At 65.1% G+C, this 15,161-nt stretch carries 12 protein-coding genes and 2 pseudogenes; 1 reads left to right on the top strand and 13 read right to left on the bottom strand.

Features of this window, described 5'->3' with window-relative positions; all coding sequences use genetic code 11:
* Positions 1 to 15: 15 nt before the first annotated feature.
* The 10 genes and pseudogenes from ACIGJO_RS21260 to ACIGJO_RS21305 form a co-directional block, all read right to left on the bottom strand.
* Entirely contained in the window at positions 16 to 837 is an 822-nt protein-coding gene (locus tag ACIGJO_RS21260) for a phytanoyl-CoA dioxygenase family protein (RefSeq protein ID WP_399960282.1), read from the bottom strand.
* A 3-nt stretch (positions 838 to 840) separates the two neighbouring features.
* Positions 841 to 1,051, bottom strand: a pseudogene (locus ACIGJO_RS21265) (hypothetical protein); the annotation flags it as partial.
* Positions 1,052 to 1,243: 192 nt separating this feature from the next.
* Positions 1,244 to 1,627 carry a hypothetical protein gene (locus ACIGJO_RS21270; protein WP_399960234.1) on the bottom strand — a complete coding sequence of 128 codons (384 nt, stop codon included), beginning with the start codon at positions 1,625 to 1,627 and terminating at the stop codon, positions 1,244 to 1,246.
* Between the two features lie 268 nt (positions 1,628 to 1,895).
* Positions 1,896 to 2,852 carry a phosphotransferase family protein gene (locus tag ACIGJO_RS21275; protein ID WP_399960236.1) on the bottom strand — a complete coding sequence of 319 codons (957 nt, stop codon included), beginning with the start codon at positions 2,850 to 2,852 and terminating at the stop codon, positions 1,896 to 1,898.
* Between the two features lie 200 nt (positions 2,853 to 3,052).
* Positions 3,053 to 4,231: an ISL3 family transposase gene (locus tag ACIGJO_RS21280; RefSeq protein WP_399960238.1), complete on the bottom strand. Its 1,179-nt coding sequence runs from the start codon at positions 4,229 to 4,231 to the stop codon at positions 3,053 to 3,055.
* A 567-nt stretch (positions 4,232 to 4,798) separates the two neighbouring features.
* Positions 4,799 to 5,545: a transposase domain-containing protein gene (locus ACIGJO_RS21285; RefSeq protein ID WP_399960240.1), complete on the bottom strand. Its 747-nt coding sequence runs from the start codon at positions 5,543 to 5,545 to the stop codon at positions 4,799 to 4,801.
* A 227-nt stretch (positions 5,546 to 5,772) separates the two neighbouring features.
* A complete protein-coding gene (locus ACIGJO_RS21290; protein ID WP_399960242.1) occupies positions 5,773 to 6,912 on the bottom strand; it encodes an acyl-CoA dehydrogenase family protein in 1,140 nt (379 codons plus the stop codon).
* A gap of 25 nt (positions 6,913 to 6,937) precedes the next feature.
* Complete coding sequence (locus ACIGJO_RS21295) at positions 6,938 to 8,398, bottom strand: class I adenylate-forming enzyme family protein (RefSeq protein WP_399960244.1); 1,461 nt, start codon at positions 8,396 to 8,398, stop codon at positions 6,938 to 6,940.
* Positions 8,392 to 9,435, bottom strand: coding sequence for a phosphotransferase enzyme family protein (locus ACIGJO_RS21300; protein WP_399960246.1), 1,044 nt, complete (start codon positions 9,433 to 9,435; stop codon positions 8,392 to 8,394). The genes ACIGJO_RS21295 and ACIGJO_RS21300 overlap by 7 nt, the downstream gene beginning before the upstream one ends.
* A gap of 3 nt (positions 9,436 to 9,438) precedes the next feature.
* Positions 9,439 to 10,206 (bottom strand): class I SAM-dependent methyltransferase, encoded by a 768-nt coding sequence (locus ACIGJO_RS21305; RefSeq protein ID WP_399960248.1) that lies wholly within the window; start codon positions 10,204 to 10,206, stop codon positions 9,439 to 9,441.
* 55 nt (positions 10,207 to 10,261) lie between these two features.
* Between ACIGJO_RS21305 and ACIGJO_RS21310 the strand changes: the two are divergent.
* Positions 10,262 to 11,085 (top strand): annotated as a pseudogene (locus ACIGJO_RS21310) (IS5 family transposase).
* Here the strand turns inward: ACIGJO_RS21310 and ACIGJO_RS21315 are convergent.
* From ACIGJO_RS21315 to ACIGJO_RS21325, 3 genes are all read right to left on the bottom strand, one after another.
* Positions 11,082 to 12,281: a hypothetical protein gene (locus tag ACIGJO_RS21315; protein ID WP_399960250.1), complete on the bottom strand. Its 1,200-nt coding sequence runs from the start codon at positions 12,279 to 12,281 to the stop codon at positions 11,082 to 11,084. The pseudogene ACIGJO_RS21310 and the gene ACIGJO_RS21315 overlap by 4 nt on opposite strands.
* Positions 12,274 to 12,717, bottom strand: coding sequence for a GNAT family N-acetyltransferase (locus tag ACIGJO_RS21320; protein ID WP_399960252.1), 444 nt, complete (start codon positions 12,715 to 12,717; stop codon positions 12,274 to 12,276). Before ACIGJO_RS21320 ends, ACIGJO_RS21315 begins: the two co-directional genes overlap by 8 nt.
* A 48-nt stretch (positions 12,718 to 12,765) precedes the next feature.
* Positions 12,766 to 15,161: thioester reductase domain-containing protein (locus ACIGJO_RS21325; protein WP_399960254.1), on the bottom strand; the 2,396-nt coding region annotated here is incomplete at its 5' end.

The following is a 15,161-nucleotide window of genomic DNA, read 5'->3' on the forward strand; positions in this document are numbered from 1 at the left end:
TGTACGTCCGCGCAGTCAGCACGGCCCGTATCCCTGCTGGGCCAGGTCGTGCCGGTGTTCCTCCTTGGGGTGCCCGGTCCCTTCGTCCCACTGCCATCGTTCGGTGTGCCGGACACGGCTGGTGACACCGAGCACCCGGCGTGCCTCGGGGGTGGCCCGGTCGAGCACCTCGGCGGGGAGCGAGCGGCTGAAGTCGATGTACTGCTTGATCCACGGCTTGGAGAAGTAGCAGGACATCGACGTACGGGTGGTGTCGGTCCGGTTGGCTCCCGAGGAGTGCCACACAGAGCCCGCCAACACGACGCACGAGCCTGCCGGCGTCTCGATACTGATCTCACCCTGATAGGTACGCGGCTCCGGGTAACGCGGGATCCAGTGGCTTCCGGGCACGATCCGGGTGCCGCCGTTCTCCGCGGTGAATTCGGTCAGGGTGTAGATCGTCACGACGGACAGCTGGGTGCCCGGGGTGCGGACGTCGTCATCGGCGTGCAGGCGGTAGGCCGGTCCGCCCGGCGGGATTCCGAACGACCAGACGTCCTGTGCGATGAAGTCGCTCCCCAGGGTGCGCTCGACGATCGGGAGCACCCTGGGGTTGAGGAAGCAGGTCTCGAAGAGCTCGCCCTTGGCCGGGAGGTTCTCCAGATGCATGGTGTCCAGCGGGCTGCTGCGCTTGGCCGCCACTTTGGGGTCATGGGCGTACAGATGCTCGACCCGTTGCTTGGCCGCAGCCACGGTCACCGGGTCGAGCACGTCGTCGACCACGGTGAATCCGTACAGTTCCAAGCGCTCGAAGTGCTCTTGCGGCGTGAGTCCGACGGGGACGGTTCTCCTGGTCATGTGCACCTTGGCGGTGCCGGTGACGGCAATCCTCCATCCCTCGCCATCCGTGCCGGGACGGCCACGCGGGAGGGTCATCCACGATCAGGTGGAAGTCGTCCGCGGAGAACTGGTCTGTCACGAGCGTCGGCTGTCCGGGGCCAAGCTGCCATTCGCGCAGCCGCAGGGCTTCGATGGTGGTGGAGAAACCAGGGCCGGCAGGAACTACGGTCACTGGCAATCACCTCTCTGACCTGGCGTTTCTTGCAAGGCCGTCTACGTTGACATGCCCTCGCACACCTTGGCCAGTCTTTCTGCGGCCTTTCCTGTCTGCCCCCGGCGAACTATTGTCCTTTGTCATCCAACCGAGGCGTTTGACAACGAACCCAGCCGCGAGCCAATGAGGGTAACCACCAAGGCCGGGTAGTTAGCGTTTCCGCAGGTCACGCAAGGGGTTCGTCGTCTGTGTGATGGCCGTGTAGCGGCCGGTGCGGACTCTCTTGATCATTCCTTTCTCGGTCCAGCGAGCGAGTTGTCGATAGGTGGCGACGAGGGTGATGTCGCCGAGGAGCTCGGCGATCTCCCTTGAGCGCCAAAGCCGTTCGGGTTCTGCCTGCAGAATGGCCAGAACGCGTGCCAAGCGGCTGCTGGTCTTGCCGTTGCCGGTGTTCTCCCGGACGGTCGTCGCGGGCAGTGCGGGCTCCGGTGATGGGGGCGGCAGGAGAGTGATCGTCGTCGAGGTCACGACCTTGCTGCCGTCGGTGCGGCCGTCCAGTTCCCTTTCCGCGTAACGGGAGATGGGGGACTTCACCTTGCGGGTGCTGACGCGGGTTCGCCGTGCGGGCGACAGTGCCGACAGGACTCGGCGGCCGATCTCTCCGATGCCCTGCTCGAAGACTCCCTCTGCGCATACCAGCAGGTCGCGGGCGGTTTGGAAGGCGATTGACTTTATCGAGCAGTAGCGGGTTCTGGCACGGATCTTGGGGAGTGGTCACGGCGGGCGATGCCGCTGTTCGAATCGAGCTAGGACACGGGCAACGGCGGTTCGCCGCCGTGCCCGCGCCCCGGGCTGCTTTGGCTCAGCCCAGCGCGTCCATCAGGGCAGTGACGTAGGCATCCAGCCGCTCCTCCACGGCTCGCGTCGTCAGCTCCGTCCTCCCAGCTTCCCGCCATGGCTGGGACACCGACCGCACTTCTTCCGAGGCGGCCAGCGCGTCCCGCACCCGCCAGTACAGCCGCTCGCTCGCGGTCGCGGCCAGTACCCCGCCGGCCTCCTCGTACGCCTCGGCGAACCGCATACCCCACGCCGGGCCGTGCAGCAGCGCGAGATTGACGGAGCAGTGCGCCACATCGAGATCCGCCGGACCCCAGGAGGGTGCCCAGTCGACGACGCCGGTGATCCGGGCATCTTCCGGGTTTGAAGGCGGTACGTCGAACAGCACGTTGCCGGGCTGGAAGTCCCGGTGCAGGAAGCGCCCTTCACAGGGCGGCGCGGGCTTGCGGATCACGTCGATCGCCGCGGTCCATACGGCCGCGTCGGCGCCCTTCGGGACGACGACGGTGTCGGCGGTCGTCAACGTCACATACTTTCGGGGCCGCTCGACGGGTCGTAACGCGTGGATCGCCACGAGTTGGCGGGCCAGCAGGCGAACACGTGTCTCCACTCCCTGATCGTCGAGGACCGTCCGGCCCGCCAGATGTGTCATCAAGAGCGACGGAAACTCGCACTGCGTGGCGGTCGGATCAACCGCGACCAGTGAAGGAGCCGGCACGCCGGTCCCCGTGAGCAGGGTCAGGGCGCCAGCCTCCGCATTCAGCCCGCCCTCGGCGTGCTCCACGTAGAACGGGTCGACGTAGGTCCGCAGAACCAGGTCACGGGTGCCTCCGTCCCGCGTCCCGATGGTCAGCCGCCGCATCTCGGCGGTGATGCCGCCGTGCAGCGCCACGGCCTTGACGATCCACTCGCCGGCCTCCAGGTGTCGGCTCACCCAAGCCAGTGTCAACGGCCGGGCAGTTGACGCCTCATCGTGGTTCATCACCGTGCCACCTCATCATCCGGACGGCGGCACGCGCGAAGGTTTTTACGGGTGGCGATGGCAACCCTGCTGTAATCTCCGTGCCCGCTCAACGGCACATCCCGCAGCTGCCGCAGACACCGTTCAGACACCCGCATCGAGCCATGGCCACAGCTTGGAAGACCCCTTTCAGCGGGCACTGGCAGTGATCCCGGGAGCCGTCACCGGCGGTCACGCAGGGTGGCGATGTAGGCGCGGACCATGCCGTAGGTGACCGGGGCGCCCTGGGCGACCAGCTCATGGTGGAGCTGGGTGACGCTCGTGCAGCCCTCGGTGAACCGGCGGTCCAGGTGGGGCTTATGGGGGTCCGGACGACTGGGGCGGGGCCGGTTGTCGCGGAGGGTGTCCTGCCAGCGCGCGGCGCTGGCGTAGCGCAGCACGGTGTTGAGGCCCCAGCCCAGGTGCCGGGCGATCGCCCGGCGGGAGCGGCCTTGGGCGAGGAGTTCGTGGACCAGGGCGTGCGCGGCCTTCTTGCGCTGGGCCCGTCGGCCGGCTGGTTCCGGGGAAATGGGCGTCGGGGCTGCCTGCGGGATGCTGGATGGCGGCTCATCCGACATCGAGGGGTGCAGGCACTCGCAGTGGGCGGCGACGCAGGTCTCCACGGCCCGGCCCAGGCCCTGCCACAGGTGGAACCGGTCGGCGACCTGGAGAGCGTAGGGGGCGCCGAGCCGGGCGCCTTCGGCGTAGGCGCCGGCCCGGTCCCGGCAGATGATCTCCACTCCGGGATGGGCGGTGAGCCAGGCGGCCAGCGGTCCGGCCGTGCGGGTCGGGAGCACATCGACCACGCGATGGGTTTCTCCGCAGGTCAAGACAGTGGAGTAGATCTGCCCTCGGCGGGTCGCGAAGTCGTCCACGCCCAGCACGCGGGGCGTGCTGAACAGCGGGTCCGGCAGCGCCACGACCCTGCGGAGCAAGGTCATCCGCCCCGCGCTCATGCCCAGCTGGCTCGCCAGGCGGGCGCCGGCCCGTCCGGCGAGCGCGAGCCCGACCCGTTCCAAGAGGTGATTGAGGCGCGTGGTGAAGCGCGCGTACGGGCGGGTCAGCTGGGCGAACGGCTCGGCGAAGGTACGACGCGAGCAGTCGCCCGCATCGCAGATGAAGCGCCGGACCGTGAGCCGGATCACGACGCTCTGCCCGCCGAGCGGAAGATCTTTCAGCCTGCGCCGGTAGGAGTCGTGCACCCGGCCCGACAAGTGGCCGCAGCCGGGGCATGTCGCTGCGGCCGCCCGGCCTCGCGCCGTCACCTCGACCGTACCGAAAGCGGCTGTCGCCGCTTCGACGTCCACGTCGTCGATCCCGTCGAACACGAGAGAGTCCCAGAACAGCATGTCGGTCTGCATGACCAAAACTGTCACCGTCCACGGCTAATCACGGCGGACATCCCTCCTGACATGACGAAGCGTCAGTTCTGTATGGAAGACTGCACAGAGTGCGCGGGCTCACACGAACTCGACTCCCACAATCGAACGCTGCCGTGACGCTCCGCAACCGCTCCCCAAGATCCGTGCCAGAACCCACTGGACATCGACGAAGCCAGGCAATGGTGAAGCCGCAGCGGTCGGGGTCGGTGCCCGGCCTGGACTCCGCCGCCTCGACCATGGTGCGGCGCAGGAGCTGGTAGAGGGTGAGCAGGGACCACATCTCCTGCTCGACGCCTACCGGGTCGTGCGAGCGCAGGACGCGTCCGTGCAGGATGGTATGGCGCAGGGCGTAGTAGGGCGCTCTCGTGCTCCCAGCGCTCGTGACAGAGGTGCACGAGGTGGTCTGCGGGGTAACGGCCGGCGTCCAGGAGCGTGGTTGCCAGACGGTAGGAGCCCTCGAAGTTGCTGCCGTCCGTGCAGGTGACGCTCACCCGGGCTTCGATGATGCGTACCGGGACGCCGCCGATGACCGAGAGGCAGGAGGAGTCAGCGAGCGGCTGGAGGACCGGTGGGCGGCGGCGCCGGCGAATGCGGCCCAGGACCCGTGCGCCGGTGGCGTGCACGGCAGCGAGGAAGTCGTTGCCGTCGAAGCCCCGGTCCCACAGCACCAACATCTCGGGGCCCAGATGGTGCAACAGCCTGGTGGCGTACGAGGTCTCGCCCTCCCCGGGTGGGGCCGAAGACCGCTCCGATCACGGCCCGGGTGCCGGTCTCGACCAGCGTCATCAGCTCGACCTGGGGATAGCCGCCGTGCGGACACCGCCCCAGCCAGCCCCGGTTGCGCTCGCTGTCAGGAACCTTGATCGAGCTGCAGCCGTCGAACAACACCGTCCGAAACGGGCCGAACCGTAACCCCGGTGTGGTCGGCTGGGCCAACGGCCCGGCCAGCACCTCGAACAACGCCCGCACCGGCGGGCTGCCGAGTCTGCGGCGCAGATCACGTAGCGCTTTCACGCTCGGGCGGACGACCGGCATCCCCGACAGGCCGGCGGTCAGCTTGTCCCAGACCAGCCGGTAGCCGATCTCGGGGAACAGGCACATCGCCAGGAGGAAGTAGACGCCGACCCGCGAGGGCAGATCACGCAACCGCCGCTGCACGGTCCTGGTCTCGGACAAAACCGCGTCGACCAGCTCGAATGACACGATCGACGTCAGTTCTCCCAGATGTCCGGGAGCGAAGCGGCCCGCGGCCACAGTCACCGGACTGGTGATGGCCGTCAGCCGAGACGGCACGACACAATGAGAAGGCAACGGAGCTCCTTACGGGACAAGCTGTCCTGGACGACTGCCTGTACCAACGAGCTCCGTTGCTCCACGTTGAAAACCCGTCAACTCTCCTGCATGACCTGCGGAAACGCTAACTACCCGGCCTTGGGGGAACTCCAGAGGCGCAGAACACTGGATTGAGGCCGCAAAGGCCCGTGGTAGGTCAGGTATGCGGATGGCCGAGACTCAACTCGTCAGAGCCTCGCTGCGGAGGCGATGATCTCGCGCATGACCTCTGAGCTCCCGCCTTGCAAGGTGATCCCCCGGGCGTCCAGGAAGAGCTCCGAGATCTCGCTTTGCGCCAAGTAGCCCTGTGCACCGAACAGGTGGAGACAGCGGTCCGTGACGGCTCGGAAGGTCTCGGACGACCGCAGCTTGGCCGCAGCGGCATCCGCCTCGGCAAGTCGTCCCTCGTTGAAACGGCTGATCGCCAGTGCCGTCAGGGCCTCGTTGGCTTTTAGCTCCGCCAGCATGTCGGCGAGCGCGAATCGGATGCTCTGGAAGCTGCTGAGCTTGCTCCCCCGCACCTTTCGGGCTTGGACATGCTCTTGTGTGAGGGTCAGGCATTTACGAGCACCTGCATTGGCGCGGACGGCGATGGCTAGACGCTCCCTCGGCAACATCCTCATCAGGTAGCCTGCCGCCCGGCCGGACCGTCCGAGCAAGGCGCTATCCGGGACGAAGACGTCCTCCAACGTCAGCCGCGCAGTGTCCTGGGCACGGAGGCCGAGCTTCGCTATCGGAGCGCGGGCGATGGCATCCTCCGTGTCCTCAACTATGAACAGTGACAAACCCATCGGTCCGTCGGCAGTTCGCGCGACAAGAAGCAGGAAGTTCTGGGTGAGGCCGTTGGAGATGAAGAACTTCTCTCCGGTGAGCCGGTACCCCCCGTTCACCTGGTGTGCCACCAGATTCAGGCTGGCCAGATCGCTTCCGGCTTCCGGCTCGGTCATCGCTATGGCCGCGATCGACCCCCCTGAGCAGAGGGCCGGCAGCCACCGCCGCTGCTGAGCTTCATCGGCGAGAGCCGTGATGTACGGGATGACGATGTCGTTGTGCAGGGTGATCGCGAAGCCATTCAATCCCGCAGTAACGATCTCCTCAGCAATCGCGGCGTTGAACCGAAAGTCGGCGTTTCCTTGCCCACCAAGTTCTGTCGGCACGTCCAAGCCGAGGAAGCCCGCGGCCCCTGCGGCCCGCCAGACCTCGCGGGAGAACCCATCGGGCTGACACTCTGCACTATGTGCGGGCACGACCTGGTCGTGCAGGAACCGTCTGAACTCGGCCCGGAATGTATTGATTTCGCTGATGCTATCGGCTTTGGAGAGAGGCATGGTTCTGGTCCTATTGCGGAAGGGCTCAGTTCATCAGGGCGGTTGCGAGGCTTCGGTCCGGTTTCCAAGCAGCGTTCCGAGGAATCGTCGCCACTTCGCGGAATTGCATCGGTACTTCGTGTGGGTTGAGGTGTGCCAGGCAATGCGAGCGCAATTTGGAGGAGAGCCGGGCTACGGCTGAGGCGCTGAGCACAACCAGTGCGGTCAGCTGGCCGGTGGCGTCTAGGCCGACCAGGCAATCGACCACGGCGGGGTGATTGCGGACGACCGCCTCGACCTCAGGCAGCGAGACCTGGAGTCCGAGGACGTTAACAGTTTCGGTAGCCCGACCAGCCAGGTATAGGTACCCCTGGTCGTCGAGCCTGCCGAGGTCGTCGGTCGCGTGGTGTCCGCTCACGCTCTCAATTGAAGCGAAGTCTCCGAGCACCACGCTCTGGCTCCCGCTGAGGTCGGTGAAGGCTATCCGGCCGACCTGCCCGAGCGGTAGCGGTCCGGACGGGCCCAATACCACGGCCTCCGACTTCCAGGGACGGCCGACACTACCGGGATGCTCCAGCCATTCCGGCCCAGATATAACGGTCCTTCCATAGCCCTCCGTCATCCCGTACGACTCGAAGACCCGTTCCGAACCGAGTGCGGCCAGCCATGTGCTCTTGACCTGGACCGGACAGACCGAGCCGGAGTGCTTGATCGCCTCTAGGGTGGCCAGCTCCTCACGCCGATGCAACAGGAGACCCACGGTCCGCTGCAGGTAGTACGGCGGCACCCCGACGTACTGGATCTGGTAGTCACGGACCAGGTCGAACAAGTCCTCCGGCAACAAGGTCGGGGCGAGTACCAGTTGATGGCCGGCCAGTAGGCCGAAATGGGCGAGATCGAATCCCATATTGTGACTCAACGAGGCGACTATCAACTGACGTTGGTCGGTTTGCATGCCGAGAGATCCGTAGACGGTGTCCATGATGGCAGTCCGGGATGCGCCAAGTTCGGCCCTGCCTTGATTCACCACAACGCGCGGGCTGCGGGTCGTTCCGCTGGTCGCAATCGCCTTACGGTGAGGGGCAACCAAGCCCGCGGGCAAGCGAGCGGACCGGCCAGCGGTTCCCTGGGTCATCACCTCCGGGGTACCGACTCGAAGGCCGAGCACCGGCCCGTGGGCGAGAACAACCTCTGCGTGCACCAGCTCGAGAATCCCTCTTAGCGCGTCGGTGGCGGAGTTCGGATCAAGCGGCAACGGACAACCACCCGCACGCCATATGGCGAAGTTCGCCGCGATGGCCTCCCAGCCATTGCCGAGGAGGTTTGGCACCAGATCACCAGGGCGGACACCGGATGCGACCAGCCATGCGGCACCGGCGTCGGCGACGCGCCGTAGCTCCTCCCAGGTCACCGTGTGCGCAGCAGAACCTCGACGTAGCTGAGTGATCGCCGTTTGTCCCGACCGTTCGTCAGCCAGCCGGGCGAGTACTTCGGAATAGCTCAGCATGCGATCACACCTGAAGGCCCATCGATCGGTTCAGCTTGGGAGTTCGGCTCTAGGCGGCCTCGTTCATGATCGTCGAGCCACTTCGCGGCACATCTGGCCACGTACGGGGCAACGGCCTCCAGTACCCAGCCAAAACCCTCATCACTGTCCCGGACGAGGAGATAGCCCAGCCTCCAGTAATCCCGAAGCGCTACCTGTAGTCCGAGCACGGCGGAAGGGCTCGCGCCGGAGCGCGCTTCCTGATAGCCGCCTTGCAAGGCTGCGGCCGCCGACTGGGCTGTCGCTCGGTCCGACCTCAGTGACCACACCACGGCGGCGAGATCCGCACAGCGCGGCCCGTTGCCGGCCAACTCCCAATCCAGGAATACAGGCCGATTCCCTCTCCGGTGTCGACGGATATTCCCCTGGTGCAGATCGCCATGGATGAGACCAATCTCGAGGCGATCCCAATCCACGTGCTCCACCGCGTCCGTCAACCTCGCCCCGACCTCTATGAGCCGGTTTCGGATGGGCGGCGGCAGGTGGCGGCTGCCCTCGATCCGTGCCAGCGTCAACTGTAGTGCGGCCGGGGTGCCCGCGATCTCTTCGGATGAGCGCCGTGGTACTCCGGAATAGCGATCGAGCGCGCCGTGCAGCCGGGCGATCGAGCGCCCGAGCTCCTCGAAATTCGTGGGCCCACCCGTCCTCTCGTCCGGCCCTTCGACAAGTTCGCTCAGTACAGCGGGGCGCCAGCCCTCGGAGGCGCGGAGAGCGGTCACTTGTTCCCCACTACGGTCGGACATCACTGCCGCGACGCCGATCCCGGAAGCGGCCAGGTGGTTAGTCAGGTCGACCTCACGGTGTGCCTCTTCGTCATGGCCAGGGAGGAATACCTTGTACACATAGCCGCGGCCCTCGTGGCGTACCAAATAGGTGTCGTGGGAAGCCCGATAGAAGAGATGACCGCAACTTACACCGGTCCAACTGTAGTTACGATTCACCTGTCCGATGATGTCGCGCGGGTCCAAGACCGATCGCAGGGTTCGTACGAGTGTCATGGATCAGCCGACCTTCCGGAGCACAAGGAAGTCGATGGGGATGTCTACGGGGCCGTCATCCCAGCGATCCGCGCAGTACGAGGCCAGCCGTTCCAGACCACGCTCGAATGCCTCGTCGGGGATCGCAATCAGGTCAGACAACGGGCGCTGAGCGATCCGGTCGTAGTAGGCCCCGTAGGTGGGTGCGTGCTCCTGCATGACGGTGACCGTCTCTGCCAGGAACAAACCGTGGACGGCGCCTGCCTCGGCCACATCTGAGCGGGCAGGTATTCGCAGCCACTCGAGCTGCTCGACCTCGGGGAAGAACCACACGTGCGGGGTGCTTGGTCGGGTCTCCTTGGTCGCGTTCCGCAGCACCGCCGCACCCCCCGGTCGCAACTTCCTGGCAACCTCACCCATAGCTGCGGACAACGACGGCAGGTGGTGCAGAACCATTGACGCGAACACCAAGTCCAGGCTTCCATCCAGAACCGGGATGTGCTCTGCGTCTCCGGCGCGGAGTTCAACATGTGAGTGCGGCTTAGCGGCTGCCACCGAGAGCATCGCCTTGGACGGCTCCACGCCGATCACCTGGGCGGCAAAGTTGTCGGCCAGGGCGGCCAGGAAACGGCCAGTGCCGCAACCCAGGTCGACGATCGCCTTCGGGCTCACTCCATCCAGCGCAGTGCCGATGATGTCGAGTACCTGGCGTATGGCGCTGTCGACGAGTTGCCTTCCCTGGTCATAGCGCTGTGCTACATCGGTCCGCTGGAAAACATGCACTTGGTTCATCTGTGGTGTCCCTAAGACGTCGCTTCTAATGGTTTGGTCGCTCGTTGGTCTGTGCATGGCAGATCTGGTTGAGCGGTCGGTTCCGGATGAGTTGTGGGTGTTGTTTCGGCCGATGGTGCCGCCCACGGAGGTGAGGCGTCCGCAGGGCGGGGGCCGGCTTCGGACCGGTGACCAGGAAGTCCTGGCCGCGATCATCTTCGTGACCACCTGGGGGCTGTACGTAGAGGCAACTGCCGCCGGTGTTCGGCCCGGCCTGGCAGACGGTCTACCGTCGGTTCGCCCAGTTGAGCGCGCGCCGGGTGTGGGCCCTGCTCCACCGCGTGGTCCTGGACGAACTCGGCGCCCAGGGCACGCTGGACTGGTCGGGGTGTGCGATTGACTCCGTCAGCCTCTGGCCGGGCTGCAAAAGGGGGCTTTTGACAGGACCGAATCCGACTGACCGCGGCAAGCTGGGATTGAAGACCACCTGGTCACCGACCGAAACGGGCTGCCGCTGTCTCTGGGAATCTCCGGCGCCAACATGCACGGCCGCCAGGGACTTGAATCCCCCATCCGTGGAATTCCGCCCACTTGTCTTCCCGCCGTGGACCCCGCCGCTGGCGGCCCGGAAGCTGCACGCGGACAAGGGCTACGACTACGCCCATCTACGGCAATGACCCCATCGACGCGGCATACGCCCCCATTGCCCGCAAGGGCGTCGAGTCCTCGGCCCGGCTCGGCCGACACCACTGGGTCGTCGAACGAACCGTCTCCTGGGTGGCCGGTTGCCGACGCCTCCACCGCCGCTACGAACGCAAGCCCGAGCACTTCCTCGCCTTCGTCGGTATAGCCGTAACCCTTATCTGCCACCGCCCTCTCACCAAGTGCAACAACGTCTAAGCAGCTGAGTCGCGTACACAAGACCGGCGCGGGGCCAGGTCGATTCGGGTGCCATGGTGTGCACTGATGTCGACCCCGTCGCCGTCCGTCAGTAGCGGGACACGGTTGGCCTTGATCTGTCCCACCCGAAAGGTTCCGGGGTCTTCGCACAGCACACTTGCGAAATGGGAACGCGGCAGTAGTCCATCGCGTTCGATGATCACCGAGTGCGGGGCCGGCAGTCCCACGAGCTCTGCTGCGAGGTAGAGCGCGAAAGCATCGCACTCACGGAACGCGAGATCCCTAACCAGGGCGACCGCCTGTGGGTCGCCCGCCAGTTCTGCAAGTTTGGGAGCCAGTTGAGCCACATCCCGAGGTGCTCTTCGGAAGTCGATCACCCGGCGGCGCGAGTCGGACCACTGCTGCAAGAGCGCATCCTCACCCACACCTCGCATAGGCACGAGTCGGAACTGCACCGCTGCGGGGCGGGCCCCCTGCGAAGCATAGAACTCGACCTCGGTTACGGCGTCGGATTGGCCGTAGGCACGGTGGATCTCCAGCAAGCCGGCCCGGAGGCGTTCACCGTTTGGAAGGTCGCTCCAATCGCCGCTCCCTGGACCGCGAGGAGGGTCGGTTTCCGCACAACGGATATGTCGATCCGAGTACTTGGCGTCGTATAGGTCGATCGCAGCCCGTTCACCCCGAAGGTAGGCCACGCCGTAGAAATCACCGGACGCGGCCTTACTTACAATCAGCTCATTCTGTCCGCGTCGAAATTCGGCCCCGAAATGACTGAGGTACCAGCGGACATACGGTCTCTCCAGTGCTGAACCTAGGACTGCCAGCGCATTCGCCAGACCTCCGAAGCCTTCGCTCCGCCGCGAGTAGTTCACTCCGGGGTACGACACTTCCAAAGATCCCGTCAGTGCCATACTGGTACGGAGCCAGATTGGGCTGTCCAGCCCCAGCCCCAGCCGCTCTGCGGAGGCGACGACGATAGGCAGGGCTGCAGCGACGCCGGTGGCCGCGACGTCCTTAACGCAAGGCCACTTGAGTACGGGCAGGCACTCAGGGTCGCATACCAGGGCGGGAGCGCCGAGAGGGAAGGGGACCACATCGAACGCCGGAACCTCGAAATGCTCGGAACCTAGCGCGCGAAGTGCACGTAGCATGTCGGCCTTGGAACGTAGGAGGCTGTCTGGTATCTGATCAGGCATGGCCGGTTGGCGTGTATCGAAGGAGATTGGACTCACGCTGCTCAAAACCCAGCTTTCGGTAGAGGCGGTTAGCCGCTTCCCGCGTAGCTCGGGACGTTAGATCAACCGTACGAGCGCCCAATTCAGCGGCACGGGTGAGTGCGGCATTGGTCAGGGAGGCGCCGACCTGGTGCCCCCGGGCGTCGGCATCGACCACCACGTCCTCGATCCATGCGCGGACGCCGGTCGGGATGGGGAACACCACGAGGGTCAAGGTTCCGACGATCCGGCCGTTGAGGCGAGCGATGAAGAGCGTGTTCGCGGGACAAGCGACCACGCGCCGGAGGGTCTCAGCCGTCACTGTCGGAGCAGATGTAGACAGCTGCGGAATGAGGTTTGCAAATGCCTCGACCAGTTCATCGGTGACTTCGCTCGCCTGATGGATTTCAACTGCCATGATGATGTCCTTACTAGAATTAGGATGATCTGACACCGGATCCGTAACTTAGGATCCCACCAAGACTGACGCAAGATACCGCTGAAAAGTGTTCGCGTCGATCTTGGCGTTGAGTAGGATTCTATGGATCTCCGCCTCCCCTCGCCTTTCGCTACGGGGTGCCTTCGGATTTCCCTCGGTCAGCCAGGCGAGGATTCCGAAGGCCGGGTTAGCGGGATTCTTCTTGACAGCCTGACGCCAGTCGGCCAAAGGCGTAATCTCCAGTTCGATTCCAGAAGAGCCCACCCACTCGAGTACGTCCCGGTAAGACACCAGTTCGCCGACCACGTACCGCAGAGCAGGGGTGGCGGCCACGCCGTTCATCACGTGGGCAGCAAGTAGAGAGACCAATTCATCGACCGGAGACCAACGTTCTATGGGAAGCTCCTCCGGGTTCGGGAAGAGGCCCAATTCGATAGAGCCTCGAATGACCATCGAGGCGAAGTCACCGTCCTGCCACCGACCGGTGCTTGCCGAGGCACTGACCCTACCGAGCCTGTGGACTGCCACCGAAAGCCCCCGGTCTCCCGCAGCAAGCACCAATCGTTCGGCAACCAATTTGCTCAGCCCGTAGCCGCTCTGCCATGGCCTTGCGGCACTGTCGCTTGAGATGTGATGGAAGGCAACTGGCCGTGCACACTTCGCGGCGAAACCTAGGAGTGCGGCTGTTCCATGCACGTTGACCAGTCGTAGCGTGGCGTACGGCCGGGCACCGTGGACGGTCGCCGCAGCGTGTACCACCGTGTCCACCTGAGTCGCCAGTCCTATTGCCGTATCCGCGTCGATGCCCAACCCCTCTGCTGACAAGTCCCCTAGGACGACTCGGATACGGTTGGAATCGACGGTCAAATCAGCTTTCTTCAGTGCTTCGGCAACTCGGTCGAGGCCGGTTCGCACGTCCTCGGCCCGGACGAGACAGTGGACCGTGGCAACGGTGCTTCGGAGGAGCTCTGCCAACAAGTATCCGCCAAGGAAGCCAGTCGCTCCGGTTAGCAAGATGTGCTCAGGTCCTAGCGGTGTCGGCCCAGTCGGCTGGAATTCCAGGCTCGGGTCCAGCCGTGCATCCGCATCGGCGAGGGCGGACTCCTCTCGGCCATCCTCACCTCGAGGCTCTTCCCCGGCTTCCAGCCGGCGGTCGACCATCTCCGCGAGCTCGGTGACTGTGGGGGACACGTACAAGTCGGCGACCTTGAGTGGCATGCCCGCCTCATTCGCCACCACGACTGCTTGGAGTGCCGTGATGGAGTTGCCGCCGAGTTCGAAGAAGTTGGCAGCAGGGTCGGTGCACGGGGTGTTGAGAAGGTTAGTCCAGGTGGTGAGGAGATGGTGCTGGGTGGGGGTGGTTGGTGTGGTCGGAGTGTGTTCCGTAGTCAGGGGGGTGCCGGTGGCATGGAGCTGATGGTGGTCGGTCTTGCTGTTGGTGGTGGTGGGGAGGGCGGGGACTGTGTAGTAGTGGGTTGGGGTCATATAGCTGGGGAGGGTCTGCCGGAGGGCGCTGACGATGGTTTGGCGCTGGGGCGGGTGGTGGGGTGCAGGGATGAGATAGGCGGTGAGGCGGGGGCCTTGGGGGGTTTGGTGGATGGTGACGAGCGCGTCGGCAATGCCAGTTACGGCGCGCAGGGCGTTCTCGATCTCGGCCGGTTCGATGCGGTAGCCGTGGACCTTGATTTGCCGGTCCTTTCGGCCGAGGTAGCGGATACATCCGTCGGGTTGGTAGAGGCCGAGGTCGCCGGATCGATAGAGCCTGTGTCCGGGCCGGTGGGGGTTGTCGATGAAGCGCTCGTCGGTGAGTTGGGGGTTGTTGAGGTATCCGCGGGCCAGGGCAGGGCCGCCGATGAACATTTCCCCGGGAGTACCGATGGGGGCTGGTTGGAGGTGCCGGTCGAGGATGAGGATGTGCACGTCAGGCAGGGGGCGTCCGATGGAGGTGCTGATGGCGCCATCAGCACCGAACCGGACCCGGGCATGGGTCGCATGGATCGTCGTCTCGGTGATCCCATACATATTCACCAGCTTCGGCCCCAGACCGTCCCCGCCCTCGTCGGACGGAAAGAATCCTGACCGTGGAAGCACCGTCAATTCCTCACCTGCGCTGAACACATATCGGAGGTCAAAGATGCTTGGATCTACGCCGGAACCGTTGAAGGCGTTCACAAGGTTGCGGAGGGCGGTGGGTGTCTGACTGAGGACGGTGATGCCTTCAGTGCGCAGGACGTCCAGGAGGGCTTCGGGGCTGCGGGTGGTCGGGTGAGGAAGGATAACAAGCCGGCCGCCGTGGGCGAGTGCTCCCCACATCTCCCAGACGGACACGTCGAAGGAGTAAGAGTGGAAGAGGGTCCAGACGTCGTCGGGGCCCAGGTCATAATCGGCTACGGCATGCGTGAACAGGCGCACAACGTTGCGGT

Source organism: Streptomyces sp. NPDC079020 (genome assembly GCF_044542225.1).
GTDB lineage: Bacteria > Actinomycetota > Actinomycetes > Streptomycetales > Streptomycetaceae > Streptomyces.